This window comes from Hydrogenophaga sp. L310 (assembly GCF_055703065.1).
The window spans coordinates 21,207-44,683 of record NZ_JBVPZA010000011.1; the positions used below are offsets into that span (position 1 = coordinate 21,207).

A 23,477-nucleotide genomic window follows, 5' to 3' on the forward strand; every position below is an offset into this window, starting at 1 on the left:
GTTTACCATCTGATCCACCCAAGTGAACCCCGAATCTCATGTGCGCGACGCCATGGATTCGGCCGGCGCCATGCGTTGCGGCGGGCTCGCGGCACCGGCTCGATGGCAAGGCCATGTGCTTTAGCCACCGGGTCGTAGATGGTTTACGCCAAGAAGGTGGTCGGCGTGTCTTCTTCCGGGGAAAACACGCAACGTAGTACTCTTTGGCCTTCACAGCCGCGCTCTCTGTGGCCTCATCTGGATGAGACGGGCTAGGCAAATCAGCGTGAGGTGTGCGATGGGCAGGAAGGAAACCGAGGAAGCAATTGCAGACAGCCGCGCCGGCCGTGTCTCGGGGCGGTTCGCCACAGTCGCCGAGCTGCTGGCCGACCTGAACGCTGACGACACCCCGAACATTCAGCACGGCAGCGCCAACGTCTATGCCGACCTGGGCTATCCCGACGCCGGCGAAATGCTGGTCAAGACCCGACTCGTCACCAAGATCGGCGAGGCCATCAAGGCGCGACAGTTGTCGACCGAGCAAGCGGCTACGCTTCTCGGATTGACGCCGGCCGCGCTGCACGAGCTGCTGACCGGCCGCTTTCGCTCGCAATCGGTCAATGACCTGGAGCGCCTGGCATCCATGCTTGATGAGGCCAGTCGATGACAGGCTCGAAGAACCTGGAAAACTGGCTGCATGAGAAGGTCGGCCCGGCCTATGACGCCTTGAAGGCCGATCCCGCCCGCGCCGTCACGCCTGACCAGGTGCGCTACACCCTGGCCGAGCTGCTGGCCGAGGCCGAAGCCGCCGGCGTGTATCCACTGCCGCCGGAACAACGCGAATGGGTGGATGCGCCGGCCGTTGGCCGTGAGCTGACGCCTTTCGACCCGGCCGAGACGCTGACCTCGGCCGAGGCGATCAGCACCTTCCTGGCCGAAGCCGAGGCCACAGCCGACCCGGCCTATATCGAACACGCACAGGCCGTCGCAGCGCGGGCGAAGGCCATGCACGGCATCGAGTAGGAGAGCTGGCCAGCATCGCCATTCCTGGCGGTGCTGCAGCTCGACGTGCGCCGTTCTGGTGCGCTGGATCTCATCGCTAGAAGCGACGATGCGATCCACGCCAAGGGAGAAGGCCAGAGCGGCCGTCATCGTCCGATCTGGCGATGCTCGAGCACGCCAGCGCACATCGTCACCTTTGACGATGCAGGCCCGGAAATGACAAGGGCGGCCAATGGCCGCCCTTGCTGCTCCTGGTGCGCGTGCCTACGCGGCGCCGAGTGACTGCCGCACCGCGTCCAGGGCCTCGCGAAAGTCGGCAGGTGTCGCCTGGCCCGTCTCGGCCTGGTAAAACACGACCATGAAAGCGTTCGCCACGGCCTCGGCGAGCGGCCCGAGCTGCCGCGCCGCGTCCTGGTCTAGCCAGTCGAGCGCGGCGAGTTGCACGGCTGCATGATGAACGGCCTGCGTTGCATTGGTAGGATTCAGGGTTGCCATGATTCACCTCTCTAACAGGTGGGTTGTGGAAGTGTCGGCCGGCCCCACGCCGGCCGACGCGCTTATCGGCTGCCGGTGCCGTAGAAGCCGGCGGCCTCGGCCAGCGGCGTGCTTCTCGCGCTGCTGCCGTAGCTGCTGGCGTAGCCGCCCGACCTGGCCGCCAGCTTGGTGGCCTCAATGACGGGCGGAGCAGGTCGATCAACAAAGGCCGCAACTTCTGCCGCCGGGTCTGCATCAGTCGATTGATCGTCGACCGGCTCAACCTCAACCGCCTGCGCCTGGCGCTGCTCGGCAGCGGCAACGTCCAGGCAGTCGAAAAATCCTCTCGGCGTCATCGTCATACCTCCTTGTCGCGGTTGGCGAACGCGACCACTTCATCATCAGGATCAGCAGCAGCCGAATCGGCCCCTGCCAGGCTGTTGCCGCCGAAGCTGGGCACATCGTCGACCGCCCGGTCTGTCTGGCTGCTCGCCCGGATTGCGGCGGCGATCTTCCCTCCGGTGGTGTCGGCGATGCGTTCGGCGGCGGCGTCGCGGATGCTGGCCGCCTTGGCCTGCGCAACGTCGCCAATGCCTTGCACCAGGTTCGCAGCCGTCGCAGCGACAAGGCCTCCCGCACCTCGGCCGGCTTGGCCGCCAGCGTCGCTGCCGCCGCCGGCCTTCGAGCCGCCGACATCGCCGCTACCCTTCGAGCTGGAGCCGGCTTTGTCGCCGCCCCTCGATTCGCCGCCGCTGCCGCCCGAATTGCTGGAGCTTCCAGAGCTGTAAAAGCCAGCCGCCTGGCCGAGCGGCGTACTTGTGCCGGCACTGGAACCGCCGCCACCAAAGCCCGCCGCCTGCGCGAACGGTCCAGCATCGGAATCACCGCCAGCACCACCACCAAACATGGGCACTCCGCCCGATTCGCCACCGGCGCTAGCCCCTGCTTTCTCGAACGCCGCCCTAATCGCCGACATGCCGCCGGCGGCCGAGGCCGCACCGCCCATCACGGCCGCGCCAGCCACGCTGGCCGCTCCGGCGGCCATACTCGACGCGCCCATAGCCGCACCGATGGCGGCACCTGCACCGAAGTTGCCAATGCCGCCAGCGCCACCGATCCCCGAGCCGGTGATGATGCCGGCGACAAGCGGGGGCACACGATTGACCAGCATGAGCAACGCCACGCAGAACACCAGCATCACGCCCAGCTCTTCAAAGTTCAGGGTGCCGGTGTTCATCCTGGCGTAGAAGCTGGAAAGCAGGTCGTTCCCGATGCCGACCAGGAGCACCATCGTCATGATCTGCGCGGCCACGCCCAGCACGGTCTTGTAGTAGTTGATCGCCATGTCGGAAGTCCAACGGCTTCCACCGAAGCCGAGGAAGAAGATTCCGGCGTACATCAGCAGCCAGCCTGATACGAGCAGCAGCAACATATTCACGGCGACAACAGCCAGCAGGATCAGGATGCCGACGCTCAAGGCCACACCGATGAAGCTATCCACGGGCGACCAGATCGACGAGTTCCTGAATGCCTGCTTCAAGATCATGAAGCCGATATCCACAATGCCCGAGGGTGTCACCGACGCCACCCCGGACGCCTGCTCGCCGATCCGGGCCAGTGACTGGATGATCGAGTTGGCGAAGGCCGGGCCGTTGCGCAATAGCCAGAGGAAGAAGCCGAAGAACAGGATGAACCTGATGAACTCGGCGAAGAACTCGCCAATGTCAGCCTTGCGCAGCGCCATGAAGCCGAAGGTGAAAACCAGCGAGATCGTGCCCAGCGTCCAGAACAGGAACATCGCGGCATTCATCACCACCGTCTGCCAGGACGTGGCTCGCGTGGCGAACTCCGTCACCACCTGGTCAAGCATCCCCTGATTGGTGAGTTGGGCCGATGCGGCGGTGGAGTAAAGCGCGAGGGCGACGCCGATCAGCGCCGCCTTGTGCAGTGTTTTCATGGCTTCGCCTCCTTCTGGTCTTTCGGGTCGGCCAGTTCGAGCCAGTTCATGGGCTTCTCGGTCGGCGCGATGCCGCCGGCGGCCGGCGACCGGCGCGAGCACAGCCCGGCGAATTTCTCGCGCGTGGCCCTGTCCTCGATCTTCTTGATCGCCTCGATCTGGCAATTGGTGTCATTGACCTCGGGCATGGGCGGGATGGCCGGCTTGTTGTCGCAACCAGCCACCAGCACCACCACGAGGCCGGTAAGCAGCATCGTTTTCTTCATGGTGCAGGGCCTCCGTCAGCGGGTCAGTTCGAGCCAGTTTCTCGGGTTGGCCGTCCGCTCGATCCTGGACTCCCGGGAAGTCGCGCCGGCGGCCTGCTGTTGCGCCTCTAGGTCGGCCTGCGCCTGCATCCTGGCCGTCGCGGCGTTCTGCTGTGCGATCAGCAGGCCACGGATTTGCAGAAGCTGGTTTGCCTGGTTGGCGGCGAGCTGGTTGGCGTAGCCGATGGCCTGCATCTGCCCGGTCGCGCCCTGCGCGGCGGACTGGAGCCGTTCGAGCTGGCGAGCATCGGCGGAAAGGTTGCGCTGCTGTTGCTCCAGGCCCTTGAAAAGCGCGTCGTTCGCCTTCTTCTGACTCTCGCTCGCCAGGCTGCGGTTTTGCTCCATCGCAGCGCGCTCGGCATCCGAGCACCCAGCGGCCGAGAAGCAAGGCGAACCACGGTAATAGGCCACATCCTGGAACTTGCCCAGGTACGCATCGATGCTGCCGAGCTGATTCCGGTAGTAGTTCAGCGTGTCGGTGGCGGCCATCAGTCCATTGATGGTGGACTGCGCCTGGTCCCAGATATAGGCGGCCGGAGCCATGGTGTTTTGCAGCATGTTTTCGTACTGCTGCAATTGAGTCTGGTACTGCTCGATCTGCTTGAGCGTCTGCGCCACCGACTCAATGGCGGTCATGACGTTCTGCACCAGGTTGCCGCCGTCGATGACGGGGATGCCGGCCTGCGCCGGGGTGACGATGATGCTGCCGGCCAGAGCGGCGGCGAGCGCGGTTTTAGCCGCTAAAAAACGGACGTGCTTCATGGTCGCAATCTCCATTCGATGAAAGAAAGGCAATGCCTTGACCAAGCTCGCGCTTGCCCACGGCAAGGTTTCATCGAAGAGCTACGCCACTAGCTAATCGGTATCGCCCTTGGCACTGAGGCCCGGGCTTCGGTGATTCTGCTCTCGGCCCTTACGGGGTGTCCCTGGCCTTATGCGTCCTCCCGAGAGTTGATAACGCTCAGGCCGGCGGCCTGGAAGTGCCTCGTGTCGCGTCCGGCACACGGAAATTTAGCCGCTAAAACTCTCAACGGTCGGCCCTCGGCTGCACCACCGATTTCATAAGCCGACTCATTTCATCCTGAGTAGCTTCGATCCGAGCCAACAGGGCGAGAATCGTTGCATCGCCGAAACGGGCAGTGCGCGGATCGTCGGTCAGCCAGAGCTTGAGCAATCCGCCCAGCCGGCCAAGGTCGCCATTCACCCGCGCCAGCTCGCGTACGTAGTGGTAGTCCATGACTCCCTTGACCTGGTAGCCCTGGCCTACGTCGCGCAGATAGCGCGCCACGCTGATCCCCGCCATCTTGGCGTTCGCCTCAATCAGTTCGCGTTCTTCTGGAAGGCAGTACACCTTGATCGGCGGGCTGCCCTTCCTGGTGATTCGATTCTCGTCACCCATGTGTCCTCCAACCGGCGGTAGCCGGCAGCCTCGCAGAGCAGGATGCCCGTTGAGCGCCCCGCGCGAATAAGGGACAGTGAAGAAGGACAACCGGCTTGCCGGTGGGCCTACTTCACACATCCTGCCCGCCTTACGGCGTTGTTTTTGCCTCGTATGACTCATCGAACTTCGCGCTGTAACCGCACCGTTGCTTCGCAACAGCGCGCCAACAGCGGGAAAACCAACGGAAATTGCCAATGTCCGCGTGCTTGCAGAGATCCAAGAGGCCGGTAACAGCGTTTCAGCCATGCGCTTGCAGCGATTGAGCATGGAACTTTGCTTACTTCGTACCCTGCCCCATTGAGCTAGGCCGCGCATTGGTGATGTGCTGGCGAACGTACTTCAGGAACGTCTCATACCGGAAAGGGATGCGCCCGACCTCGCGCAGGTGCTCCCAGATGATCTTGAGCGCGTAGCCGGCCTCCATCGCTTCCTTCACGTCCGAGCGCACCGCCATGAAAGCGGCCAGGTAGTCCCTGCGCTTTGTTTGCGAGGTCTTCTGCTGAAGAGCCAGCCGTGCGGCCAGCTCCTCGGGGTAGCTGCTTTCTGTCGTCGCCATGTCCGTAAACCTCCGTTATCAACTGAACTACTCCGAAGGTTACGGAGTGCTGGCCTACACAACATTCCAATAATTGGCCGAAATGGTTGACATAGAGCCGATGACACAGGCACGCCCATCGAAACAGGGATGGCAGCTCATTCAGCACGGAAAATTGAACGCCAAGAGGGGAGTAGGCCGGGAGATCCCCGCCGCTCGGCCCCTCAAGTGTCAAAGAGAGGATCGCATCGTCAGAAGTGGCGATGCGAGCTCCAGCGCCGGCGGCCGTCATCGTCAGAACTGGCGATGGGGCCCTCGGTGCATCGTCGGACGTGGCGATGGTCGACCATGGCCCGGACATGGCCAGCCTCGCCGGAGATGACGATGCTGCAGCTCGACGTAGCGCGCGAAAGAAAGGCCGATCTCATGACGTGGCCAGGGCATTGAATTGAACTGTTGTATGTTGTAGCGCGCTACAACATACAACATACAACATCTTATTGACACTTGAGGGGCGCAGCGTTTTAGCCGCTAAAAAGAACCGGCCGGAGCTGACCGCCCTTCTGGCGTACAACTCGGCCGCAGGCCGACCATCGGCAAGGACTTGGCGTCGCCCTAAAGGGCGGCGGCAAGTGCCGCGCCTAGTGGATGATCTTGGAAGATCATGGATGGAATTTGCGGACTAGCCGCAAGCCCGCGCCGTTGCTCTGTTTTCCGGTTTGAGGCGGGGAACGTTGCTACGGGTGAAGGGGAACGTTGCTACGGAGCTTGGGGAACGTTACTACGGGCTTCGGCCTGCCAATTTCCCACTTCCCTGCCGCATACTCGCTGACCTTCCATCCCACGGTGGCAAGCTCGGCCAGAGCCTTGCGGGCCTTCTGGCGGCGCTTCTTCATGGCCTCGGCGTTCGCCTCGTCCGGCCAGACGTAGCCAGCAAGGGTATCGAGTTCCACGCGCCCGGCTTTGCCGGGGTCGATCCAGCCGCATAGCCGTTGGTGAATCAGGCGGGCCGGGTCGGTTTGCAGCGCCCGCACCTCGACCATCTCGATGCGGGTATATGGGCGCCGCCCAAGAATCGCCTCTGCAATCTGAGGATTCAACGCGACAAACAGCCGTCCGTCATCCTCATCGAAGGCATAGCTCATCAGGTGAAAAGACCTTTGCCGGCTTCCCTTGGTGAGCACCACCGTCACGTTTGCCATGCGCAGCAAGCACGCCTTGATCGCCCGGATGTTGTCACCGCCATCGGTCAAGCCGATTTCGCCTAGCAGGCGGGTCATGCTCTCTCGCACGACCAGCGCATCCTGCCCCACCGCGTCGAACTTCGGCTCAAGGAATAGACGGAGTTGCTTCGGCAAGTCCGCTGTTGGCTCTGGCGTCAGGATGATGCCCTTCGGCCCTCCAAGAGCCACAAGACCTTGCAGCAGCCGCATGTCATCAGCGCCAAGAGGCTCGAAACCGACGAACCGCGCTTGTTCAGTCCCGGCGTAGTGATACGTCACATCGAGCTTGAGTTTCTTCCGTTCACCGCGCTTGAGACTGCGGAACAAGCCGGGGACCAAGCAGTGCATTGGGTCGTGCCTGGCATGGGTGAGGTCAAAAGCCATCGCCTCGCCTCCGACTATTACGTCTTTCCTCATTCCTGCTGGCCTCATACAGCTCCACCGGCACCAGCACGCCGCCGGCGTGCCGCATGTACCAGCGATCAAGCGGCGTGGCGTCGTAGTTCTGCTTGCTGACGCCGAAACGCACGAAGAAGCCGCGCCGCTCATCGCCGATGGGCTGCCGGTCATGGGCGCGGTCGCTGAGGCGCTTCGCCTCGTCCTCAGTCATGCGGGCGACGTAACCGCACCACCTGGCGTTGTCGATCAGCGCGGACGCGCCACGCGCGGCCTGCTGCTGGTCGGTCTGCCCTTCGCGGGCGCTTCCTTTGCTGACGTGGTGCAGGTAGAGCACGGATGCGCCCGTGGTAGCCGCGACCTGCTCCAGCACGGCCACGAGGTGGGCCATGTTGCCGTTGCTGTTCTCATCGAGGGCGTGGATGCGGCTCAGGGTGTCCAGCACGATCAGCCTCGCCCCGGCGCTGTACTCGATGACGCGGCGCAAGTGAGCCTCGTCCATGACGTTCAGGCGCTTGCCCATGATCGGCTCAAGCACGAGGTTCTCGGCGATGGCTTGGCGGGCTGTATGCCCAAGGTGCTGGCCGATGGCGTGAATGCGCCGGACAAGCGCGGGCGGCGGGTCTTCCCCGGCCAGATAGACCACGCGCCCGGTGTGTGCGGGGGCCAGGCCCACGAGGTCGCCGCCGGCAACGCTGCATGCGATGCTCATGGCCGCTTCCAGCGCCCAGAAGCTCTTGCCCGTGGCCCCTGGGGCGACGAGCGCGCCGACGGTTCCCGCGAGGAAGCCCGGCCATATGAAGTCCAGCACCGGCGGTTCGCACTCGAACGCCGCCAGGACGTCAATCGCCACGACTCAGTTCCCCGTTCCGTACAGGGATTCGTCGCTCAGCACCTCGGCGATCTGCGAGGTTCGAAAGTAGACGCGCCGACCGATCTTCAAGCGAGCCTTGTTGATTCGCCCCGCCCATTCGCTCGTCGTGCGCAAACTGACCCGCAGGCCATCCGGTGATCGATCCAGGACGGAGGCGAGCTGTGCCATGCTCAGCAGCGGGCCGAAGCGTTGCAGTAGCGTGTCTTCTATCGTCATTGCGTAAACCTCCGTTATCAACTGAATTGCTACGAAGGTTAGGCGTTATTGGGGGTTGCCTACATCTTATTAGTTGTCCAAAATGGTTGACATGAAGAACGATCCAACCATTGTCATCTGGGAAGGCTGCGATCCCACTGTCTCGGAAGCCATCGGGCAGTTTGAGGATCGCTGGCGGCCGTATTCCGCCTCCTCGCGGCGCTACCCCATCGTTGGGCTGTTACAGGAACTTATTGACCCCGCCGTGGCTGCGTACACGGCGACGCTGCCACAACGCTACTTGGGCCATATCCCCGGAGCAGGAACAGGGGTGAGCTTCAGCGGAATCATTCGACTGATTGGACTTGATGCGATGGTTCGCATGCAGCGGCAGTTGCTGCGCCAGTTCATCAAAACGGAGGATAGGCAGACGCCAAGAGATCGGCGGTTTGTTGCAACACTCGAATCGTTGATCGGGCTTGTATGGGACTGCGCCTGCAAACGGCCGGTGAAGTCGAAGGTGCGCGACACCCGACTGAATGGCGAACGCCTCCAGGGGTTCTGCCGGTTCTGCGGATCACTCGCCGAGCTGACCTCATTCGCCGGCGGGAGCGATGATCCGAAGGCGGACGATCCAGAGGAAAGGCTTCGACTAAGCAGCCTGTATTGCCTGGATCACCGGCCTAAATTGCCGAGCGGCGCATGGAACCCTGTCTACAGACAAGCAAGGCGATCCCTCGCGCAATTCGACCTCGAACTGGCGAGACTCAACCAGCAATGCGCGAAGCCGGCCACTGCCCAAGTGAAATCGGGCGATCAACTGGTTGACAGCTACTTCTTCCACTATGTCGCAGGCCAGACCTTACAGCCGGCGGACAAGGCAGAGCTGCGCAATCAAGCACGGCTGATGGTGGACTCAAAGCTATCGGATCGCAAAAAGCAGATGCTGATGCTCCAGCGGTCTGGACTCAACCAGTCGGAGATTGCGCGAAAGCTAGGTATAGAACGCCAAGCCGTATCGAAGGCACTGACGTCGATCCCTGCGATGTTCCACTTGAGTTCAAAGTCGCGCTCGCGGCGTCAACCAAATTGACCAACTAATAGGACGAAACAATCCGCATTCACAGGCACCATCAGGCACATGTTCGCAAGTGACTGAAAGAGGCCAAGGGATGCAGACAACGACAAGTAAGACGCTCATCAACCGCAAGAAGCTACTGGCGATGATCCCGCTGTCTGAGCGCACGATTTTCAATATGGAGCAGCGGGGGGAGTTTCCGCGTCGCATTGCGCTCACCAGCCGAAACGTCGCCTGGGACTTGGCCGAGGTCGAGGAATGGATCGAGGCGCGCAAGGCATCGGGCACTCAGGCCATGCGTCCCGGCTTCACCCCGTCGGTCGCAGCAGCCACTTTTTAGCGGCTAAAACGCTACGCCCCTCAAGTGTCAATGAAACCCGGGGCCATGCCTCGATGTTCGGGCAGGCGAGCGAACTGTAATCTTCTGGCTTACGCCTTCGGCCGCTTCAGTGTCCATTCGTCGATCATGTCCGCCCAGTCTTGCAACATCGCCGTCCGCTGCTCGCGGTACTCGGCCTTGTTGTAGACGGCCCTGACGCCTCGCTGCTCGTGCGCAAGGCACTTCTCAATCCAGTCCGTGTTGTAGCCGGCCTCATGCAACAACGTGCTGGCCGTGCGCCGCAAGTCATGTGGCCCGAACTTGGCGAGCGACTTCCCTTCCTTCTGCGCCAGCCGATACGTCAGCGTCAGCACCTGGTTGAGCGTGGCGCTGCTCATGGGCAAGTCCGAGTCGTACCGCGACGGCAACACGTAGTCCGATCCGCCGGCAAAGGTCTTGAGGGCAATGAAGATGTCCAACGCCTGCCGGGACAGGAACACCAGGTGCGGATTGCGTCGCTTCATCCGCTCCTTCGGGATGGTCCAAAGCGCCTCGCTGAAGTTGATCTCGCTCCAGGTCGCGTTGGTCAGCTCGCTCTTGCGCACCATCGTCAGCAGCAACAACTTGGCGGCAGCCCGAATGGATGGCGTTGTGCCGATGCGCTCCATGTACTGATACATCAGACCGATCTCGTCGGGCGTCAGCGCACGGTCGCGCGGCTCGAACTTGGCGATAGTCGTCGGCCGCACCAGCTCTGCCGGGTTCTCGACCTTCTGGCCGCGCTCGATGGCCCAGCGAAAGACCTGCAACATCACCTCGCGAGCATGCACTGCGGTCGCCGGTGCACCGCGCTCCACGATGGCATCGGTCAGCGCCCGCAAGTCCTCGTGGGTGATCTCTCCCAGTTTCTGATTGCCGAATTTCGGCTTCAGCTCGCGCTCGTAGACTGAACGGCGCATGTCGCGGGTGGAGTCAGCCATTTGGTAGCCGCGCAGCCACTTTTCCGCCCACGCCCCGAACGTCTCCGCATCCTTGACGCGGGCCTTGTCCCGAGCCTTCTCTTTGGCCGGCGACTTCCCGGCTGCGATCATCTTCTTAGCCTCTCCCAACCGCTCGCGGGCTTCCGCAAGGGTGATGCCGCCGACGCCATAGCGGCCGAAGGTGATGGTCTCCTGCCGACCGTGGATCGAGTAGTTGTAGCGGAACGAGATCGCCCCAGCGGGCGTGACGGCCACATAGAGGCCGTCACGGTCATTTTCCTTGTAGAGCTTGTCCCTCGGCTTGAGGTTACGCAGCTTGGTATCGGTCAGCATGGTTCTCGCCCTGATTCGGCTTAAATACCATGATCTGGAACCAACCCCACCTTGGCGTAAAAACACAATGAAATCATTGCACTACGCTATATCAATACCATGATCACCAGAAAGGCGGTTACATGGCATCGGCGGCATCTCATGGCATCGAAGCATTCAATGCCATTCATCATGCCATGAAAAAACGGTGCTTGGCGATACCAAAGATTGCCAGCCAGTGCCGGAAGAAATCACAAAAAAGCCCGCAGTGACGCGGGCTTAGGTGTGTTTTCGTGCTACTCGGTGCCAGCCGATGCCAGACGCCAAATCACTCCCACTCGATCGTCGCTGGCGGCTTCGAGCTCACGTCGTAGGTCACACGGTTGATGCCGCGTACTTCGTTGATGATCCGGCTCGACACCTTTTTCAGCAAGGCATAGGGCAGCTCGGCCCAGTCGGCGGTCATGAAGTCGCTGGTCTGCACGGCGCGCAGCGCCACCACGTAGTCGTAGGTGCGGCCGTCGCCCATCACACCCACGCTCTTGACCGGCAGGAACACGGTGAAGGCCTGGCTGGTCAGGTCGTACCAGCTCTTGCCGCTGGGGTGGTCGATGGTGGAGCGCAGCTCTTCGATGAAGATGGCGTCGGCCCGGCGCAGCAGGTCGGCGTACTCCTTCTTCACCTCACCCAGGATGCGCACGCCCAGGCCCGGCCCCGGGAAGGGGTGGCGGTAGACCATGTCATGCGGCAGGCCCAGTGCCACGCCGAGTTCACGCACCTCGTCCTTGAACAGGTCGCGCAGCGGCTCCAGCAGTTTCAGGCCCAGCTGCTCGGGCAGACCGCCCACGTTGTGGTGGCTCTTGATGGTCACGGCCTTCTTGCTCTTGGCTCCACCGGATTCGATCACGTCCGGGTAAATAGTGCCTTGTGCCAACCACTTGGCGCCTTTTGTTGATGCACCACTTGAAATGAGTTTGGCGGCTTCGGCCTTGAATACCTCGACGAATTCGCGGCCGATTATCTTGCGTTTGGCTTCCGGATCGCTCACGCCGGCCAGGTGGCCGAGGAACTGGTCGGCGGCGTCCACGCGGATGACCTTGGCGTGCAGCTTGCCGACGAACATGTCCATCACCATGTCGCCCTCGTTCAGGCGCAGCAGGCCGTGATCGACGAACACGCAGGTGAGCTGGTCGCCGATGGCACGGTGGATCAGGGCCGCGGCCACCGAAGAATCCACGCCGCCGGAAAGGCCCAGGATGACTTCCTCGTCGCCCACCTGGTCGCGGATCTTCTGCACCGCTTCTTCGATGTGGTCGCGCATCACCCAGTCGGCCCGCGTGGCGCAGATGTCGAGCACGAAACGCTCCAGCAGCGCCCTGCCCTGCACCGTGTGCGTCACTTCGGGGTGGAACTGCACGGCGTAGTAGCCGCGATCCACATCGGCCATGCCGGCGATGGGGCAGCTGTCGGTGCTGGCCATGAGCTTGAATCCCGCAGGCATCTCGGTGACCTTGTCGCCGTGGCTCATCCAGACCTTGAGCATGCCGTGGCCTTCCGGGGTGTGGAAGTCGGCGATGTCTTTCAGCAACGGTGTGTGGCCACGCGCGCGTACTTCGGCGTAGCCAAACTCGCGCGTGGTGCCCGCCTCGACCTTGCCGCCCAGCTGCTGCGCCATGGTCTGCATGCCGTAGCAAATGCCCAGCACCGGCACGCCCAGTTCAAACACCGCATCGGGCGCCTTGTCGTCCACCTCGTAGACGCTGGCGTGGCTGCCGGAGAGGATCACGCCCTTGAGCTGGCCGTCGGCGGCGAACTCGCGCACCCATTCGCTGCTCACGTCGCAAGGATGCACCTCGCAGTACACATGCGCCTCGCGCACGCGGCGGGCGATGAGCTGGGTGACCTGGGAACCAAAATCAAGAATGAGGATTTTCTGGTGTTGCATGGCGGACGGTGGACTTCAGAAAAACAAAGGTCGCCCTGAAGACGACCCGTGGTGGCGAGAGGCTGCTCCAACCCCGGGCAGCGCGGAACCGGCTTCGCCGGGCCGCCAGTACCGCCCCTGGGGGTGACGCCGCAGGTGGCGCGGGGGGTCATTCAGCTCTGTAGTTCGGGGCTTCCTTGGTGATCTGCACGTCGTGCACATGGCTCTCGCGGATGCCGGCCGAGGTGATCTCGACGAACTCTGCCTTGTGCCGCATGTGCTCGATGGTCGGGCAACCGCAGTAGCCCATGGAAGCGCGCAGGCCGCCAGACATCTGATAAATGATGGACACGACCGAGCCCTTGTAGGGCACGCGGCCTTCGATGCCTTCAGGCACCAGCTTGTCGGCATTGGGGTTGCCGGTGCTGCTCTCCTGGAAATAGCGGTCGGCGCTGCCCTGCTGCATGGCACCGATGGACCCCATGCCGCGGTAGCTCTTGTAGCTGCGGCCCTGGAACAACACGATCTCGCCCGGGGCTTCTTCGGTGCCGGCGAACATGCCACCCATCATCACGGTGTTGGCGCCGGCTGCGATGGCCTTGGCGATGTCACCGCTGTAGCGGATACCGCCGTCGGCGATCATGGGCACGCCGGTGCCCTGCAGGGCGGTGGCCACGTTGTCGATGGCCATGATCTGGGGCACGCCCACGCCGGCCACGATGCGGGTGGTACAGATCGAGCCCGGGCCGATGCCCACCTTGACGCCGTCCGCGCCGGCTTCCACCAGCGCCATGGCGGCACCGCCGGTGGCGATGTTGCCGCCGATCACGTCCACCTGCGGGTAGTTCTGCTTGACCCAGCGCACGCGGTCGATCACGCCCTTGCTGTGGCCGTGTGCCGTGTCCACCACGATCGCGTCCACGCCCGCCTTGACCAGCGCTTCCACGCGTTCTTCGGTACCCTCGCCCACACCCACCGCGGCGCCCACGCGCAGACGGCCCGCAGCATCGCGCGCGGCGCTGGGGAAGTTGAGCTGCTTGGTGATGTCCTTCACCGTGATCAGGCCCTTGAGCTCAAAGTTGTCGTTCACGAGCAGCAGGCGTTCCAGCTTGTGCTTGTTGAGCAGGGTCTTGGCCTCGGCCGGTGTGGTGCCGTCGGGCATGGTGATCAGGCGCTCGCGCGGCGTCATGATCTCGCTGACCGGCAGGTCGTAGCGGGTTTCAAAGCGCAGGTCGCGGCCGGTAACGATGCCGACCACGCGGCCTGCCTCCAGCACCGGGAAGCCCGAAATGCCCAGGTCGTCGGACAGCTTCATGACCTCACGGATCGTGGTCTGCGGCGTGATGACCACCGGATCGCGCAGAACGCCCGACTCGTAACGTTTGACCTTGGCCACATGGGCGGCCTGCTCGGCTGGGGTGAGGTTTTTGTGGATGATGCCGATGCCGCCTTCCTGGGCAATGGCAATCGCCAGCCGGGCCTCGGTCACGGTGTCCATCGCAGCCGAAACCAGGGGCAGGTTCAGCTTGATGTTGCGGGAGAACTGGGTAGCGAGGGAGGTGTCCTTGGGAAGGACCTGGGAGTACGCTGGCACCAACAAGACATCGTCGAAGGTGAGCGCTTTGCCGAGTAGGCGCATGGGGTAAAGCTCCAAAAACACTATTGTATCCGGGCGCCCAGTGCCGTTGCGGAGTGCCCATGCCTTCCCGTGCCGCGTAGTGCGAGGCAAAAATGCCTCTGCGAATCGACTCTGGCACCGGCGCGGCAGACCAGACGCCCTAGGCGCCAGATGGAGACGTTAAACTGGATGGATGGAACTCTCAACCTTTTCCCTGGCCGGTTACCTCAAGTTCGCGCTCGGCGCGTTGACTGTTTTGGCCTGCAGCAGCGCCCCCGCCCAATGGCTGTGGATTGATTCTGCCGGCAACAAGGTGTTCAGCGACACCGCCCCGGCGCCCGGGGTGCCTGACAAGAACATTCTGAAGCGGCCCAGCTTGCGCAGCGCCCCCGCAACGGTGGAAACTGAAACCCCGGTTGGGGCACCCCAGGCGGCCGCGCCCTTGAGCCCACCCAAACCCAGTGGGCGCGACGCGGCGCTGGAAGCGAAGAAAAAGCAGGCCGAAGAAGCCGAACTGGCGAAACAGAAAGCAGAGGCCGAAAAAATGGCCAAGGCACGGGCAGAAAACTGCGATCGAGCACGGCGTGCCAAAGCGACACTGGATTCGGGCGTTCGTGTGGCGACCACCAACGCCAAAGGTGAACGCGAGATCATGGACGACCAGGCTCGGGCGGCCGAAACTCAAAGGCTCAGCGAGATCATCCGCACCGATTGTGGCCCTGCTCCCCAGGCCCAAACCCAAGCCCAGTAAGACCAGTCCGAGGGATGGATTCACCCCTCCAAGGACGATCAGTAGCCCGCTTTGGAGCCCGGCCGGCGCCGGGCAAACAAGCCTGCCCCGCGGGCACCCTGCCCCACAAAACGCTCCCTGCGTGCCACCTTCGGGTCCACCCGGAGAGCGCGGTACACCTCCACCCGATCACCCTCCCGCAGCACCGTGGACGGCGTGGCTTTGTGCCCCCAGATACCCAGAGCCAGCGGCTCATTCCGTATTTCCGGAAAAAGACTCAGCCAGCCGCTTTCCGTCAGCGCCTGGGCGACGCTGCAGCCATCGGCAACCTGCAACACCCGTTCATGCACCGTGCGCGGCGCACTGGCGTAGACCAGCGTGACCTTCATGCGCCGTACACCGCGTCGGCGCGCTTCACGAAGGCATCCACCAGATTGCCCGCGATCTTGTCAAACACGGGCCCCACCAGCTTGGCCAGTGTGTTGCTGGAGAACCCGTAGGTCAGACGGAACTCCACCTTGCAGGCCCGCTCCGTACCGTCACCCAGGGGCGTGAAATCCCAGCAGCCTTCCAGATGCGAAAACGGTCCATCCACCAGCTCCATCAGCACCTGGCGGTCGTCCACGTGGGTGTTGCGGGTCGTGAAACTGTGGCGCAGGCCGCTGATGGACATGCCCACTTTGGCCACCATGCCCTCTTCGCCGCGTTCAACCACTTCGCCGTGGTCGCACCAAGGCAAAAACTGCGGATAGTGGTGCACATCGGTCACCAGCGCAAACATTTCGTGTGCGCTGTGCCAGAGCAAGACAGACTTTTGAATCGTTTTCATACAATCAGGCGGGCATTTCAGGCAACCCGCCAACAATGACATGCCGCCCGGCAGCTTCTTCGCTGCCATTGTATTGGCCAGAAACGGCCGCAACTGACACTCCATGGCCACCAAACCCAGTAAAAGCGCGCCCACCAAGGGCGTCGACAGCCGCATTGCCGACAACAAGAAGGCGCTGTTCAACTACGCGATCGAGGAGCGTTTCGAGGCCGGCATGGTGCTCGAAGGCTGGGAGGTCAAAGCGCTGCGCGAAGGCAAGGTACAGCTGACCGATGGCTATGTCGTCATCCGCGAAGGCGAGCTGTTCCTGATCGGGTGCCAGATCAATCCGCTCAACACCGCCTCGACCCACGTCAGCCCGGACTCGGTGCGCACCAAAAAACTGCTGCTGCACCGCGACCAGATCAGCCGCCTCATCGGCAAAATCGAACAGAAGGGCTACACCCTGGTGCCGCTCAACCTGCACTGGAAAAATGGCAAGGTGAAGTGTGAAATGGCCCTGGCCAAGGGCAAGGCCGAACACGACAAGCGCGACACCATCAAGGAGCGTGAAGGCAAGCGCGAGGTCGAACGGGCGATGAAGAGCCACAGCCGCTGAGACCGGGCGGTCGATCAATGGCGTATGCCGATGAACTCAGGAGGAAGGCGCCTTTGAAATACCTGTTCATCCACCAGAACTTTCCTGGCCAGTTCCGTCACCTGGCGCCTGCGCTGGCCGCGCAACCAGGCAACCAGGTCGTGGCGCTGATGGTGCAACCCAAGGGCGCGCCGCAGACCTGGCGCGGGGTGCGGGTGCTGCCCTACCCGCTTCAGGGTGCCAACACGCCGGGGCTGCACCCCTGGCTGGTGGACATCGAAACCAAGACCCTGCGGGCGACCGCGTGCTGGCAAGCGGCGCGCTCGTTGCGGGATCAGGGCTTTGTGCCCGACGTGATCGTCGGACACCCGGGCTGGGGTGAGCCACTGTTTGTCAAACAGGTCTGGCCCAAGGCCCGCCTCGGCATGTACGCGGAGTTCTTCTACCAGATCCAGGGCGCCGACGTGGGCTTTGACCCCGAGTTCGCGCCGCCGGATCCGGAGGCCGATGCCTGCCGCCTGCAGATGAAGAACCTCAACCACCTGGCCCACCTGGACCAGGCGGATGGCGCTTTGAGTCCGACCCACTGGCAGGCCAGCACTTTCCCCCCCGCTTGGCGCGACCGCATCTGTGTGGCGCACGACGGCATTGACACCGACGCGCTGTGCCCCGTCCCCGATGGGCGTTTTCCGCTGCCAGGCGGTTCGGGTGAGCTGACCCGGGACGACGAGGTGATCACCTATGTGGCCCGGAACCTGGAGCCCTACCGCGGCTTTCATGTGTTCATGCGGGCCTTGCCTGACTTGTTGCGTGAGCGGCCGAAGGCACAGGTGCTGCTGGTGGGCGGCGAAGAGACGGGCTATGGGGCCGCTGCGCCTGCCGGGCGCACCTGGCGTGAGGTGTTCTGCAGCGAGGTGCAAGATCAGATCAGCGAAACCGACTGGGCCCGGGTTCACTTCCTGGGACGTCTGGAGCGCGAGGCGTTCACCCGACTGTTGCAGGTGTCGCGGGTGCATGTGTACCTGAGTTACCCTTTTGTGCTGAGCTGGAGCCTGCTGGAAGCCATGAGCGTGGGTGCCGCGATCGTGGCCAGTGACACCGCGCCGGTGCGCGAGGTGATCGCGCCGGGAAAAACCGGTCAACTCGTGGATTTTTTCGACCGGACGGGGCTGGTGCGGTCCATTGGCGCGCTGCTGGACGACGCCAGCGAACGCCAGCGGCTGGGCGCCGCGGCGCGTGCCTTCGCCCAGTCACACTACGATCTCGGCCGCGTGTGCCTGCCGCAACAGTTGGCCTGGGTGCAGAGTCTGTCGGCCGGTCTCTGACGATCCGATCAGCTCAGGGACCGCAGCGGATGCGCGTGCGCAGGCCAGGGGCTGACGAAGAACGGCTCAACCATCTCGGGTGTCACCGCGTCAACGCGTGCGGGGTTCCAGCGCGGAGCGTGGTCCTTGTCCACCGCCAGCGCGCGGATGCCCTCCACCGTTTCACTCGCCGCGCCGGGGCGCAACTGGAAACAATGGCGCACCATGTCGCGCTCCATGCGCAAGGCGTCGGCCAGGCCCATGCGACGGGCCCGGCGCACCTGCTCCAGCACCACGTGCAGCATCAGCGGCGAGCGCTTGTTCAACACCGCCAGTGTCTGTGCCGCCCAGTCGCCAGGGGTCGTGGCCAGCGCTGACACGATCGCCCCCACGCTGTCCAGCGAAAACACCCGGTCGATCTCTGCCAGCGGCCAGGTGACGCGCGTGAAGACCTTTTGTTCGTGGTTGCGGCACCAGCGCTCGACGGCCTCGCCGCTTTCAAACGGCGTCTGGCCCAGCGTTTCCCACAAGCCGGTCAGGCGGCCGCTGTCCATCAAGGCATCGGCCAGGCCCATGGTCATGGCCTCGGTACCACCCAGTGCGTGTCCCGTGAGCCCGAGGTATTCCCCCAGGCGACCGGGGCAACGGCTCAGGAAATAGCCGCCCCCCACGTCGGGAAACAGGCCGATACCGGTTTCGGGCATGGCCAGTTTGCTGCGCTCGGTGACGATGCGCAGGCTGGCCCCCTGGCTGATGCCCATGCCACCCCCCATGACGATGCCGTCCATGAACGCGATATAGGGCTTGGCGTAGGTGTGGACCAGGTGGTTGAGCGCGTACTCCTCGGTGAAGAAGTCCTCCAGCTCGGGGTTGCCGGCCAGCGCTGCCTGATGGAAGAACCGGATGTCGCCGCCCGCACAGAAAGCACCGAATGGACCTTCCTTGCCCATGCCGCGCACCACCACGGCCAGCACATGGGTGTCGTCGCGCCAGGCGATCAGGGCGGCGGTGATGTCGCGGATCATGCCCAGCGACAGGGCGTTGAGCGCCCTGGGCCGGTTCAGCGTGATGCAGCCGACGCGGCCGCGGACTTCGGCCACGACGTGGGTTTCGGAATGGGGCGTTTTGGTCATGGAAATGATCCTCGGTTCAATCGGTCTGGGATTCGCAGGCGTCGGCACTCAGGGTCTGTATGCGGGGTGTACCCGCGCGCGACCGCCAACCCATCAGTTCGTTGATCACCAGGGCAACGATCACCAGGCTGCCCCCGGCGAGCACCTCGGGCCCCGGCACCTCGTTCGCCAGCCACCATGCAAGGACGATGCCGAAGATCACCTCCAGCAGGGCCAGCAGGGACACTTCGGGCGCCTTGAGCACGCGCGCGCAGACGACCGACAGCACGCAGGGAATGGCCAGTTGCACCAGACCCAGCAAGGCCAGCCAGCCGATGTCACCCCCGGTGGCCTCAAACGGCACCGCAAGCGCAAACGTGTAGAGCGAGGACAAGACCGCACCGAGCAGCACCGACGGCACGAGGTCGATCGACTCACCATGCGACTGGCTGCGCTGCACCACGGTCCAGTTCACGGCAGCGGCCACCGGCACGCACAGCGCCACAAGAGAGCCCAGAAACAGACCCGATGCGCTGGCCTCTGCGTCGGACAAGGCGGCCAGCATCTGGCTACCGTACATGTAGGCAATGCCCGCGCCGGCCGCCACGATGGCCAGCCAGGTGCGCAACGGCAGGCGCTGCCCGATGGCAAAGCGCGCCAGCAAGGCCGTCATCAAAGGGCCCAGCGCCATGATGATGAGCACATTGGCCACGCTGGTGAAGGTCAGCGCCAGCATGAAAGCGGTGAACATCACGCTCCAGCACACGCCCGACACCCAGAACGCACGCGACTCGGGCAACAGGCCCCAGTGTTGATGGAGGGTTCTGCCGATGGCCGAGCGCTCCTGCGGGTCGATCGGCTGCACGCGCCCCTGACGGCTGGCCGCACGCCACACCGGCAGGATGATCAGCAACGACAAGGCCGTGAACGCGCTGCGCCAGAAGGTCACCTCAAAGCGTGCTGCCGATTCCAGCTGGCGCGACACCACCCCGGCGATGGACCACATCAGGGTCACCGCGATCATCAGGAACACCGCCTGGGTGTGGCTCAGGCGGCTCAAGGCGCGAAAAGGCATGGTGCTGAATCAACAACACGGCGCCAGGCCGTGTTGAAGATGCATCAGTCGCGGTTGCGCTTGCGGTCGCTTTCTTTCAGGAAGCGCTTGCGCAGACGGACCGACTTGGGCGTGATTTCGACCAGCTCGTCGTCTTCGATGAATTCGACACCGTATTCGAGGTTCAGGTCGATCGGCGGCGTGATCTTGATCGCGTCTTCCTTGCCCGATACACGGAAGTTGGTCAGCTGCTTGGTGCGCGTGGCGTTGACCACGAGGTCGTTGTCGCGGCTGTGGATGCCGACGATCATGCCTTCGTACACCGGGTCACCGGCCTTGACGAACATGCGGCCACGGTCGTCCAGCTTGCCCAGGGCGTAGGTGAAGATTTCACCGTCGTCCATGGAGATCAGCACGCCGTTCTTGCGGCTGGCGATGTCGCCCTTGTGCGCTTCGTAGCTGTCGAAGATGTTGGAAATCAGGCCGGAACCACGGGTCAGGTTCAGGAATTCGTTGGTGAAACCGATCAGGCCACGGGCCGGGATGCGGTATTCCAGGCGCACGCGGCCGCGGCCGTCCGGCTCCATGTTGACCAACTCGCCCTTGCGTTCGCCCAGGGCCTGCATCACGCCGCCCTGGTGCTGCTCTTCGATGTCGGCCGTCACCAGCTCGATCGGCTCGTGGCGTTCGCCGTTGACATCGCGGAAAACCACGCGCGGCTTGGAAACAGCCAGCTCGTAGCCTTCGCGGCGCATGTTTTCCAGCAGGATGGTCAGGTGCAGTTCACCGCGGCCCATCACCTCGAAAATGCCGTCTTCGCTGGTTTCGCTGACGCGCAGCGCCACGTTCGATTGCAGTTCTTTTTGCAGACGGTCCCAGATCTGGCGGCTGGTCACGAACTTGCCTTCGCGGCCGGCCAGCGGGCTGGTGTTCACGCAGAAGTTCATGGTCAGGGTCGGTTCGTCGACCTTGAGCATCGGCAGGGGTGCGGGGGTGAGGGGATCGGTCACGGTCACGCCGATGCCGATGTCGGCGATGCCGTTGATCAGCACGATCTCGCCGGGGCCGGCTTCGGTGGCCTGCACGCGGTCCAGGCCCTGGAAGGTCAGCACCTGGTTGATGCGGCCTTTGATGGACTTGCCGTCGGGACCTTCCATCACCAGCACGTCCATGTTGGGCTTGATCGTGCCCTGGCTGATGCGGCCCACGCCGATACGGCCGACGAAGGTCGAGAAATCGAGTGCGGAAATCTGCAGCTGCAGCGGCGCAGCCGGATCGCCCGTTTGCGCTGGCACGTGCTTGAGCACGGTTTCAAATAGGGCCGACATGTCGGGGCCCCACTGCTCACCCGGCGCGCCCTCTTCCAGCGAGGACCAGCCGTTGATGCCGGAGGCGTAGACCACGGGGAAGTCCAGTTGTTCGTCGTTGGCACCCAGCTTGTCGAACAGGTCGAAAGCGGCGTTCACGACCTTGTCGGGGTTGGCGCCGGGCTTGTCCACCTTGTTGACCACCACGATGGGCTTGAGGCCCAGGGCCAGCGCCTTCTTGGTCACGAAGCGGGTCTGCGGCATCGGGCCTTCCTGGGCGTCGATCAGCAGCACCACACCGTCCACCATGGACAGGGCGCGTTCGACTTCGCCACCGAAGTCCGCGTGGCCGGGGGTGTCGACGATGTTGATGTGCGTGCCCTGCCAGCTCACGGCGCAGTTCTTGGCCAGGATGGTGATGCCACGCTCTTTTTCGATGGCGTTGTTGTCCATCACCGTGTCCACGACTTTTTCGTGCTCGGCGAAGGTGCCCGACTGGCGCAGCAGTTGGTCGACCATAGTGGTTTTGCCGTGGTCGACGTGGGCGATGATGGCGATGTTGCGGATCTGTTTGCTCATGTTGCGGTTTCCAGGATTTGCTGTATTTCGATGGGGCTCAGCAGCCGCCCCGGGATGAGTTCGCCGCCCTCGGTGTGGCCACTGCCGAGCAGGACCGCCGAGGGGTTTGAGGTTTCGGTGGAGGTCGCCGGCGCGGGGCCGAACACCGCCACCTGGCTCTGGTCAGGCCAATCGCCTCGCCTGCGCACACCACTGAGGTAGCGCCCGGCATTGTCGGCGTCCAGCGTGACCGGCACGTGTCCTTCAAGCAAGACCTGGACCGGCGCCAGGTGCGCCAGACGCTGACCTTCGTCTTCCGAAGCCAGCGCATCCAGGGTGATGCACTGTGTGACGTCAAAAGGCCCGGTGGCGGTGCGGCGCAGCATGGTCAGGTGCCCGCCACAGCCCAGCGCTTCGCCGATGTCTTCCCCAAGGGTGCGGATGTAGGTGCCCTTGCTGCAGCGCACGCGCAGTTGCAGGCAAGGCGTGTCGCCATCAAGCTGCATGTCCAGCAGGTCCAGATCGTGAATCACCACCTGGCGCGCCTCGCGCTCGACCGTCTGGCCGTCGCGGGCGTATTCGTACAGCGGTTTGCCGTCTTTTTTCAGCGCACTGTGCATGGGCGGCACCTGCGCGATCGGACCCATGAAGCGGTCGAGCACCTCGACCACCTGGCCCGGGGTACAGGTCACGGCGCGGGTCTCGATCACCTCCCCCTCTGCATCGCCGGTGCTGGTCTTCAGGCCCAGGCGCACGGTGGTCTCATAGGTCTTGTCCGCGTCGAGGTGCAACTGGCTGAACTTGGTGGCGGCACCGAAACACAGTGGCAGCACACCCGTGGCGAGCGGGTCCAGCGTGCCGGTGTGGCCGGCTTTTTCGGCGCGTAGAAACCACTTGGCCTTTTGCAAGGCCTGATTGCTGGAGAGACCCAGCGGTTTGTCTAGCAGCAGCACCCCATGCACAGGGCGCCGTTGCACCCTGGTGCTTTGGCGCTGCATGGTCATTCCTCGTCTTTGGAACGCGAAGCCACCGCCTTGGATATCAAGGCGTTCATGTCTGACGCGCGCTCGGTGGTGCGGTCAAATATGAAGTGCAGCGTGGGCACGGTGTGGATATGCAGCCGATTGAAAAGCCCGCTGCGCAGAAATCCGGCGGCGGCGTCCAGGCCTTGCTGGGTTTCTTCAGGGTCGCCAGTCAACAGGCTGAAGAACACCTTGGCGTGCGCGTAGTCGGGCGTGACCTCAACCGCGTTGATCGTGATCATGCCGACCCGGCGGTCTTTGAGCTCGCGCGCAATCAGCTCGGCCAGATCGCGCTGGATCTGGTCGGCCACGCGGAAACCGCGGTTGGGAGTGGAAGACTTCTTGACAGCCATGACGGTGCTCGAAACGTAC

General features: G+C 63.4%; 27 protein-coding genes. 7 read left to right on the top strand and 20 right to left on the bottom strand.

Going from position 1 to position 23,477, the window contains the following annotated elements; translation table 11 throughout:
- The first annotated feature begins 277 nt into the window (after positions 1–277).
- Both AC0GNO_RS17395 and AC0GNO_RS17400 read left to right on the top strand, forming a co-directional pair.
- Positions 278–646 (top strand): helix-turn-helix domain-containing protein, encoded by a 369-nt coding sequence (locus AC0GNO_RS17395; protein ID WP_166226528.1) that lies wholly within the window; start codon positions 278–280, stop codon positions 644–646.
- The gene (locus tag AC0GNO_RS17400) at positions 643–1,002 is read left to right on the top strand and encodes a helix-turn-helix domain-containing protein (protein ID WP_047350575.1); all 360 of its coding nucleotides are present in this window, start codon (positions 643–645) and stop codon (positions 1,000–1,002) included. The genes AC0GNO_RS17395 and AC0GNO_RS17400 overlap by 4 nt, the downstream gene beginning before the upstream one ends.
- 243 nt (positions 1,003–1,245) lie before the next feature.
- Here AC0GNO_RS17400 and AC0GNO_RS17405 read toward each other — a convergent pair whose 3' ends face one another.
- The 10 genes from AC0GNO_RS17405 to AC0GNO_RS17450 form a co-directional block, all read right to left on the bottom strand.
- Positions 1,246–1,476, bottom strand: coding sequence for a type I toxin-antitoxin system ptaRNA1 family toxin (locus AC0GNO_RS17405; RefSeq protein WP_010378963.1), 231 nt, complete (start codon positions 1,474–1,476; stop codon positions 1,246–1,248).
- A gap of 62 nt (positions 1,477–1,538) precedes the next feature.
- Positions 1,539–1,811 (bottom strand): hypothetical protein, encoded by a 273-nt coding sequence (locus AC0GNO_RS17410; protein WP_210768845.1) that lies wholly within the window; start codon positions 1,809–1,811, stop codon positions 1,539–1,541.
- 2 nt (positions 1,812–1,813) lie between these two features.
- Entirely contained in the window at positions 1,814–3,412 is a 1,599-nt protein-coding gene (gene trbL, locus AC0GNO_RS17415; RefSeq protein WP_166226526.1) for a P-type conjugative transfer protein TrbL, read from the bottom strand.
- The gene (trbK, locus tag AC0GNO_RS17420) at positions 3,409–3,678 is read right to left on the bottom strand and encodes an entry exclusion lipoprotein TrbK (RefSeq protein WP_026437069.1); all 270 of its coding nucleotides are present in this window, start codon (positions 3,676–3,678) and stop codon (positions 3,409–3,411) included. The genes trbL and trbK overlap by 4 nt, the downstream gene beginning before the upstream one ends.
- Before the next feature lie 15 nt (positions 3,679–3,693).
- On the bottom strand, positions 3,694–4,479 hold the full coding sequence (gene trbJ, locus AC0GNO_RS17425; protein ID WP_033996778.1) for a P-type conjugative transfer protein TrbJ: 786 nt from the start codon (positions 4,477–4,479) through the stop codon (positions 3,694–3,696).
- Between the two features lie 265 nt (positions 4,480–4,744).
- A complete protein-coding gene (gene traJ / locus AC0GNO_RS17430) occupies positions 4,745–5,116 on the bottom strand; it encodes a conjugal transfer transcriptional regulator TraJ (RefSeq protein ID WP_166226524.1) in 372 nt (123 codons plus the stop codon).
- A gap of 319 nt (positions 5,117–5,435) precedes the next feature.
- Positions 5,436–5,714, bottom strand: a complete 279-nt coding sequence (locus tag AC0GNO_RS17435; RefSeq protein WP_047350570.1) for a TraK family protein — start codon at positions 5,712–5,714, stop codon at positions 5,436–5,438.
- A 716-nt stretch (positions 5,715–6,430) separates the two neighbouring features.
- Positions 6,431–7,300, bottom strand: a complete 870-nt coding sequence (gene repC / locus AC0GNO_RS17440; protein WP_166226522.1) for a replication protein C, IncQ-type — start codon at positions 7,298–7,300, stop codon at positions 6,431–6,433.
- On the bottom strand, positions 7,290–8,165 hold the full coding sequence (locus AC0GNO_RS17445; protein ID WP_166226519.1) for a helicase RepA family protein: 876 nt from the start codon (positions 8,163–8,165) through the stop codon (positions 7,290–7,292). The genes repC and AC0GNO_RS17445 overlap by 11 nt, the downstream gene beginning before the upstream one ends.
- A 3-nt stretch (positions 8,166–8,168) precedes the next feature.
- Entirely contained in the window at positions 8,169–8,402 is a 234-nt protein-coding gene (locus tag AC0GNO_RS17450; protein WP_033996783.1) for an SPRY domain-containing protein, read from the bottom strand.
- Positions 8,403–8,493: 91 nt separating this feature from the next.
- On the opposite strand from AC0GNO_RS17450, the gene AC0GNO_RS17455 reads away from it, so the two are divergent.
- Both AC0GNO_RS17455 and AC0GNO_RS17460 read left to right on the top strand, forming a co-directional pair.
- Positions 8,494–9,474, top strand: coding sequence for a LuxR family transcriptional regulator (locus tag AC0GNO_RS17455; protein ID WP_240936558.1), 981 nt, complete (start codon positions 8,494–8,496; stop codon positions 9,472–9,474).
- Between the two features lie 79 nt (positions 9,475–9,553).
- Positions 9,554–9,799, top strand: coding sequence for a helix-turn-helix transcriptional regulator (locus AC0GNO_RS17460; RefSeq protein ID WP_015649464.1), 246 nt, complete (start codon positions 9,554–9,556; stop codon positions 9,797–9,799).
- An 89-nt stretch (positions 9,800–9,888) separates the two neighbouring features.
- Here the strand turns inward: AC0GNO_RS17460 and AC0GNO_RS17465 are convergent, their stop codons facing one another.
- From AC0GNO_RS17465 to guaB, 3 genes are all read right to left on the bottom strand, one after another.
- Positions 9,889–11,091, bottom strand: coding sequence for a tyrosine-type recombinase/integrase (locus AC0GNO_RS17465; protein WP_166226515.1), 1,203 nt, complete (start codon positions 11,089–11,091; stop codon positions 9,889–9,891).
- Between the two features lie 307 nt (positions 11,092–11,398).
- A complete protein-coding gene (gene guaA, locus AC0GNO_RS17470) occupies positions 11,399–13,015 on the bottom strand; it encodes a glutamine-hydrolyzing GMP synthase (RefSeq protein WP_472887906.1) in 1,617 nt (538 codons plus the stop codon).
- Between the two features lie 148 nt (positions 13,016–13,163).
- A complete protein-coding gene (gene guaB / locus AC0GNO_RS17475) occupies positions 13,164–14,633 on the bottom strand; it encodes an IMP dehydrogenase (protein ID WP_472887907.1) in 1,470 nt (489 codons plus the stop codon).
- A 172-nt stretch (positions 14,634–14,805) separates the two neighbouring features.
- Here guaB and AC0GNO_RS17480 point away from each other — a divergent pair, with 172 nt between their 5' ends.
- Positions 14,806–15,363 carry a DUF4124 domain-containing protein gene (locus AC0GNO_RS17480; protein WP_472904859.1) on the top strand — a complete coding sequence of 186 codons (558 nt, stop codon included), beginning with the start codon at positions 14,806–14,808 and terminating at the stop codon, positions 15,361–15,363.
- A 38-nt stretch (positions 15,364–15,401) separates the two neighbouring features.
- Here the strand turns inward: AC0GNO_RS17480 and AC0GNO_RS17485 are convergent, their stop codons facing one another.
- Positions 15,402–15,731: an RnfH family protein gene (locus AC0GNO_RS17485; protein ID WP_472904860.1), complete on the bottom strand. Its 330-nt coding sequence runs from the start codon at positions 15,729–15,731 to the stop codon at positions 15,402–15,404.
- The gene (locus AC0GNO_RS17490; RefSeq protein ID WP_472887910.1) at positions 15,728–16,171 is read right to left on the bottom strand and encodes a type II toxin-antitoxin system RatA family toxin; all 444 of its coding nucleotides are present in this window, start codon (positions 16,169–16,171) and stop codon (positions 15,728–15,730) included. The genes AC0GNO_RS17485 and AC0GNO_RS17490 overlap by 4 nt, the downstream gene beginning before the upstream one ends.
- Before the next feature lie 103 nt (positions 16,172–16,274).
- On the opposite strand from AC0GNO_RS17490, the gene smpB reads away from it, so the two are divergent.
- Both smpB and AC0GNO_RS17500 read left to right on the top strand, forming a co-directional pair.
- On the top strand, positions 16,275–16,769 hold the full coding sequence (gene smpB / locus AC0GNO_RS17495) for an SsrA-binding protein SmpB (RefSeq protein WP_305360134.1): 495 nt from the start codon (positions 16,275–16,277) through the stop codon (positions 16,767–16,769).
- Between the two features lie 53 nt (positions 16,770–16,822).
- Positions 16,823–18,073: a glycosyltransferase gene (locus AC0GNO_RS17500; RefSeq protein ID WP_472904861.1), complete on the top strand. Its 1,251-nt coding sequence runs from the start codon at positions 16,823–16,825 to the stop codon at positions 18,071–18,073.
- An 8-nt stretch (positions 18,074–18,081) separates the two neighbouring features.
- Here the strand turns inward: AC0GNO_RS17500 and AC0GNO_RS17505 are convergent, their stop codons facing one another.
- From AC0GNO_RS17505 to rbfA, 5 genes are read right to left on the bottom strand one after another with little or no spacing between them, the layout of a single operon-like run.
- Positions 18,082–19,185 carry an enoyl-CoA hydratase/isomerase family protein gene (locus AC0GNO_RS17505; RefSeq protein ID WP_472904862.1) on the bottom strand — a complete coding sequence of 368 codons (1,104 nt, stop codon included), beginning with the start codon at positions 19,183–19,185 and terminating at the stop codon, positions 18,082–18,084.
- Between the two features lie 16 nt (positions 19,186–19,201).
- The gene (locus tag AC0GNO_RS17510; RefSeq protein ID WP_472904863.1) at positions 19,202–20,239 is read right to left on the bottom strand and encodes a DMT family transporter; all 1,038 of its coding nucleotides are present in this window, start codon (positions 20,237–20,239) and stop codon (positions 19,202–19,204) included.
- Between the two features lie 44 nt (positions 20,240–20,283).
- A complete protein-coding gene (gene typA, locus AC0GNO_RS17515) occupies positions 20,284–22,104 on the bottom strand; it encodes a translational GTPase TypA (RefSeq protein ID WP_472904864.1) in 1,821 nt (606 codons plus the stop codon).
- Positions 22,101–23,081 carry a tRNA pseudouridine(55) synthase TruB gene (gene truB / locus AC0GNO_RS17520; protein WP_472904865.1) on the bottom strand — a complete coding sequence of 327 codons (981 nt, stop codon included), beginning with the start codon at positions 23,079–23,081 and terminating at the stop codon, positions 22,101–22,103. The genes typA and truB overlap by 4 nt, the downstream gene beginning before the upstream one ends.
- Before the next feature lie 2 nt (positions 23,082–23,083).
- Entirely contained in the window at positions 23,084–23,458 is a 375-nt protein-coding gene (rbfA, locus tag AC0GNO_RS17525) for a 30S ribosome-binding factor RbfA (RefSeq protein WP_472904866.1), read from the bottom strand.
- Positions 23,459–23,477: the final 19 nt, after the last annotated feature.

Excerpts from the sequence above, each read along its gene's own strand:
- AC0GNO_RS17485 (WP_472904860.1), bottom strand. The coding sequence starts at position 15,731 with ATGAAGGTCACGCTGGTCTACGCCAGTGCGCCGCGCACGGTGCATGAA.
- AC0GNO_RS17490 (WP_472887910.1), bottom strand. The coding sequence starts at position 16,171 with ATGAAAACGATTCAAAAGTCTGTCTTGCTCTGGCACAGCGCACACGAA.
- AC0GNO_RS17510 (WP_472904863.1), bottom strand. The coding sequence starts at position 20,239 with ATGCCTTTTCGCGCCTTGAGCCGCCTGAGCCACACCCAGGCGGTGTTC.
- typA (WP_472904864.1), bottom strand. The coding sequence starts at position 22,104 with ATGAGCAAACAGATCCGCAACATCGCCATCATCGCCCACGTCGACCAC.
- AC0GNO_RS17400 (WP_047350575.1), top strand. The coding sequence starts at position 643 with ATGACAGGCTCGAAGAACCTGGAAAACTGGCTGCATGAGAAGGTCGGC.
- rbfA (WP_472904866.1), bottom strand. The coding sequence starts at position 23,458 with ATGGCTGTCAAGAAGTCTTCCACTCCCAACCGCGGTTTCCGCGTGGCC.
- AC0GNO_RS17465 (WP_166226515.1), bottom strand. The coding sequence starts at position 11,091 with ATGCTGACCGATACCAAGCTGCGTAACCTCAAGCCGAGGGACAAGCTC.
- AC0GNO_RS17435 (WP_047350570.1), bottom strand. The coding sequence starts at position 5,714 with ATGGCGACGACAGAAAGCAGCTACCCCGAGGAGCTGGCCGCACGGCTG.
- trbK (WP_026437069.1), bottom strand. The coding sequence starts at position 3,678 with ATGAAGAAAACGATGCTGCTTACCGGCCTCGTGGTGGTGCTGGTGGCT.
- guaA (WP_472887906.1), bottom strand. The coding sequence starts at position 13,015 with ATGCAACACCAGAAAATCCTCATTCTTGATTTTGGTTCCCAGGTCACC.
- AC0GNO_RS17450 (WP_033996783.1), bottom strand. The coding sequence starts at position 8,402 with ATGACGATAGAAGACACGCTACTGCAACGCTTCGGCCCGCTGCTGAGC.
- AC0GNO_RS17410 (WP_210768845.1), bottom strand. The coding sequence starts at position 1,811 with ATGACGCCGAGAGGATTTTTCGACTGCCTGGACGTTGCCGCTGCCGAG.
- AC0GNO_RS17505 (WP_472904862.1), bottom strand. The coding sequence starts at position 19,185 with ATGACCAAAACGCCCCATTCCGAAACCCACGTCGTGGCCGAAGTCCGC.
- AC0GNO_RS17460 (WP_015649464.1), top strand. The coding sequence starts at position 9,554 with ATGCAGACAACGACAAGTAAGACGCTCATCAACCGCAAGAAGCTACTG.
- smpB (WP_305360134.1), top strand. The coding sequence starts at position 16,275 with ATGGCCACCAAACCCAGTAAAAGCGCGCCCACCAAGGGCGTCGACAGC.
- AC0GNO_RS17480 (WP_472904859.1), top strand. The coding sequence starts at position 14,806 with ATGGAACTCTCAACCTTTTCCCTGGCCGGTTACCTCAAGTTCGCGCTC.
- AC0GNO_RS17395 (WP_166226528.1), top strand. The coding sequence starts at position 278 with ATGGGCAGGAAGGAAACCGAGGAAGCAATTGCAGACAGCCGCGCCGGC.
- trbJ (WP_033996778.1), bottom strand. The coding sequence starts at position 4,479 with ATGAAGCACGTCCGTTTTTTAGCGGCTAAAACCGCGCTCGCCGCCGCT.
- guaB (WP_472887907.1), bottom strand. The coding sequence starts at position 14,633 with ATGCGCCTACTCGGCAAAGCGCTCACCTTCGACGATGTCTTGTTGGTG.
- trbL (WP_166226526.1), bottom strand. The coding sequence starts at position 3,412 with ATGAAAACACTGCACAAGGCGGCGCTGATCGGCGTCGCCCTCGCGCTT.
- repC (WP_166226522.1), bottom strand. The coding sequence starts at position 7,300 with ATGGCTTTTGACCTCACCCATGCCAGGCACGACCCAATGCACTGCTTG.
- AC0GNO_RS17455 (WP_240936558.1), top strand. The coding sequence starts at position 8,494 with ATGAAGAACGATCCAACCATTGTCATCTGGGAAGGCTGCGATCCCACT.
- traJ (WP_166226524.1), bottom strand. The coding sequence starts at position 5,116 with ATGGGTGACGAGAATCGAATCACCAGGAAGGGCAGCCCGCCGATCAAG.
- AC0GNO_RS17405 (WP_010378963.1), bottom strand. The coding sequence starts at position 1,476 with ATGGCAACCCTGAATCCTACCAATGCAACGCAGGCCGTTCATCATGCA.
- truB (WP_472904865.1), bottom strand. The coding sequence starts at position 23,081 with ATGCAGCGCCAAAGCACCAGGGTGCAACGGCGCCCTGTGCATGGGGTG.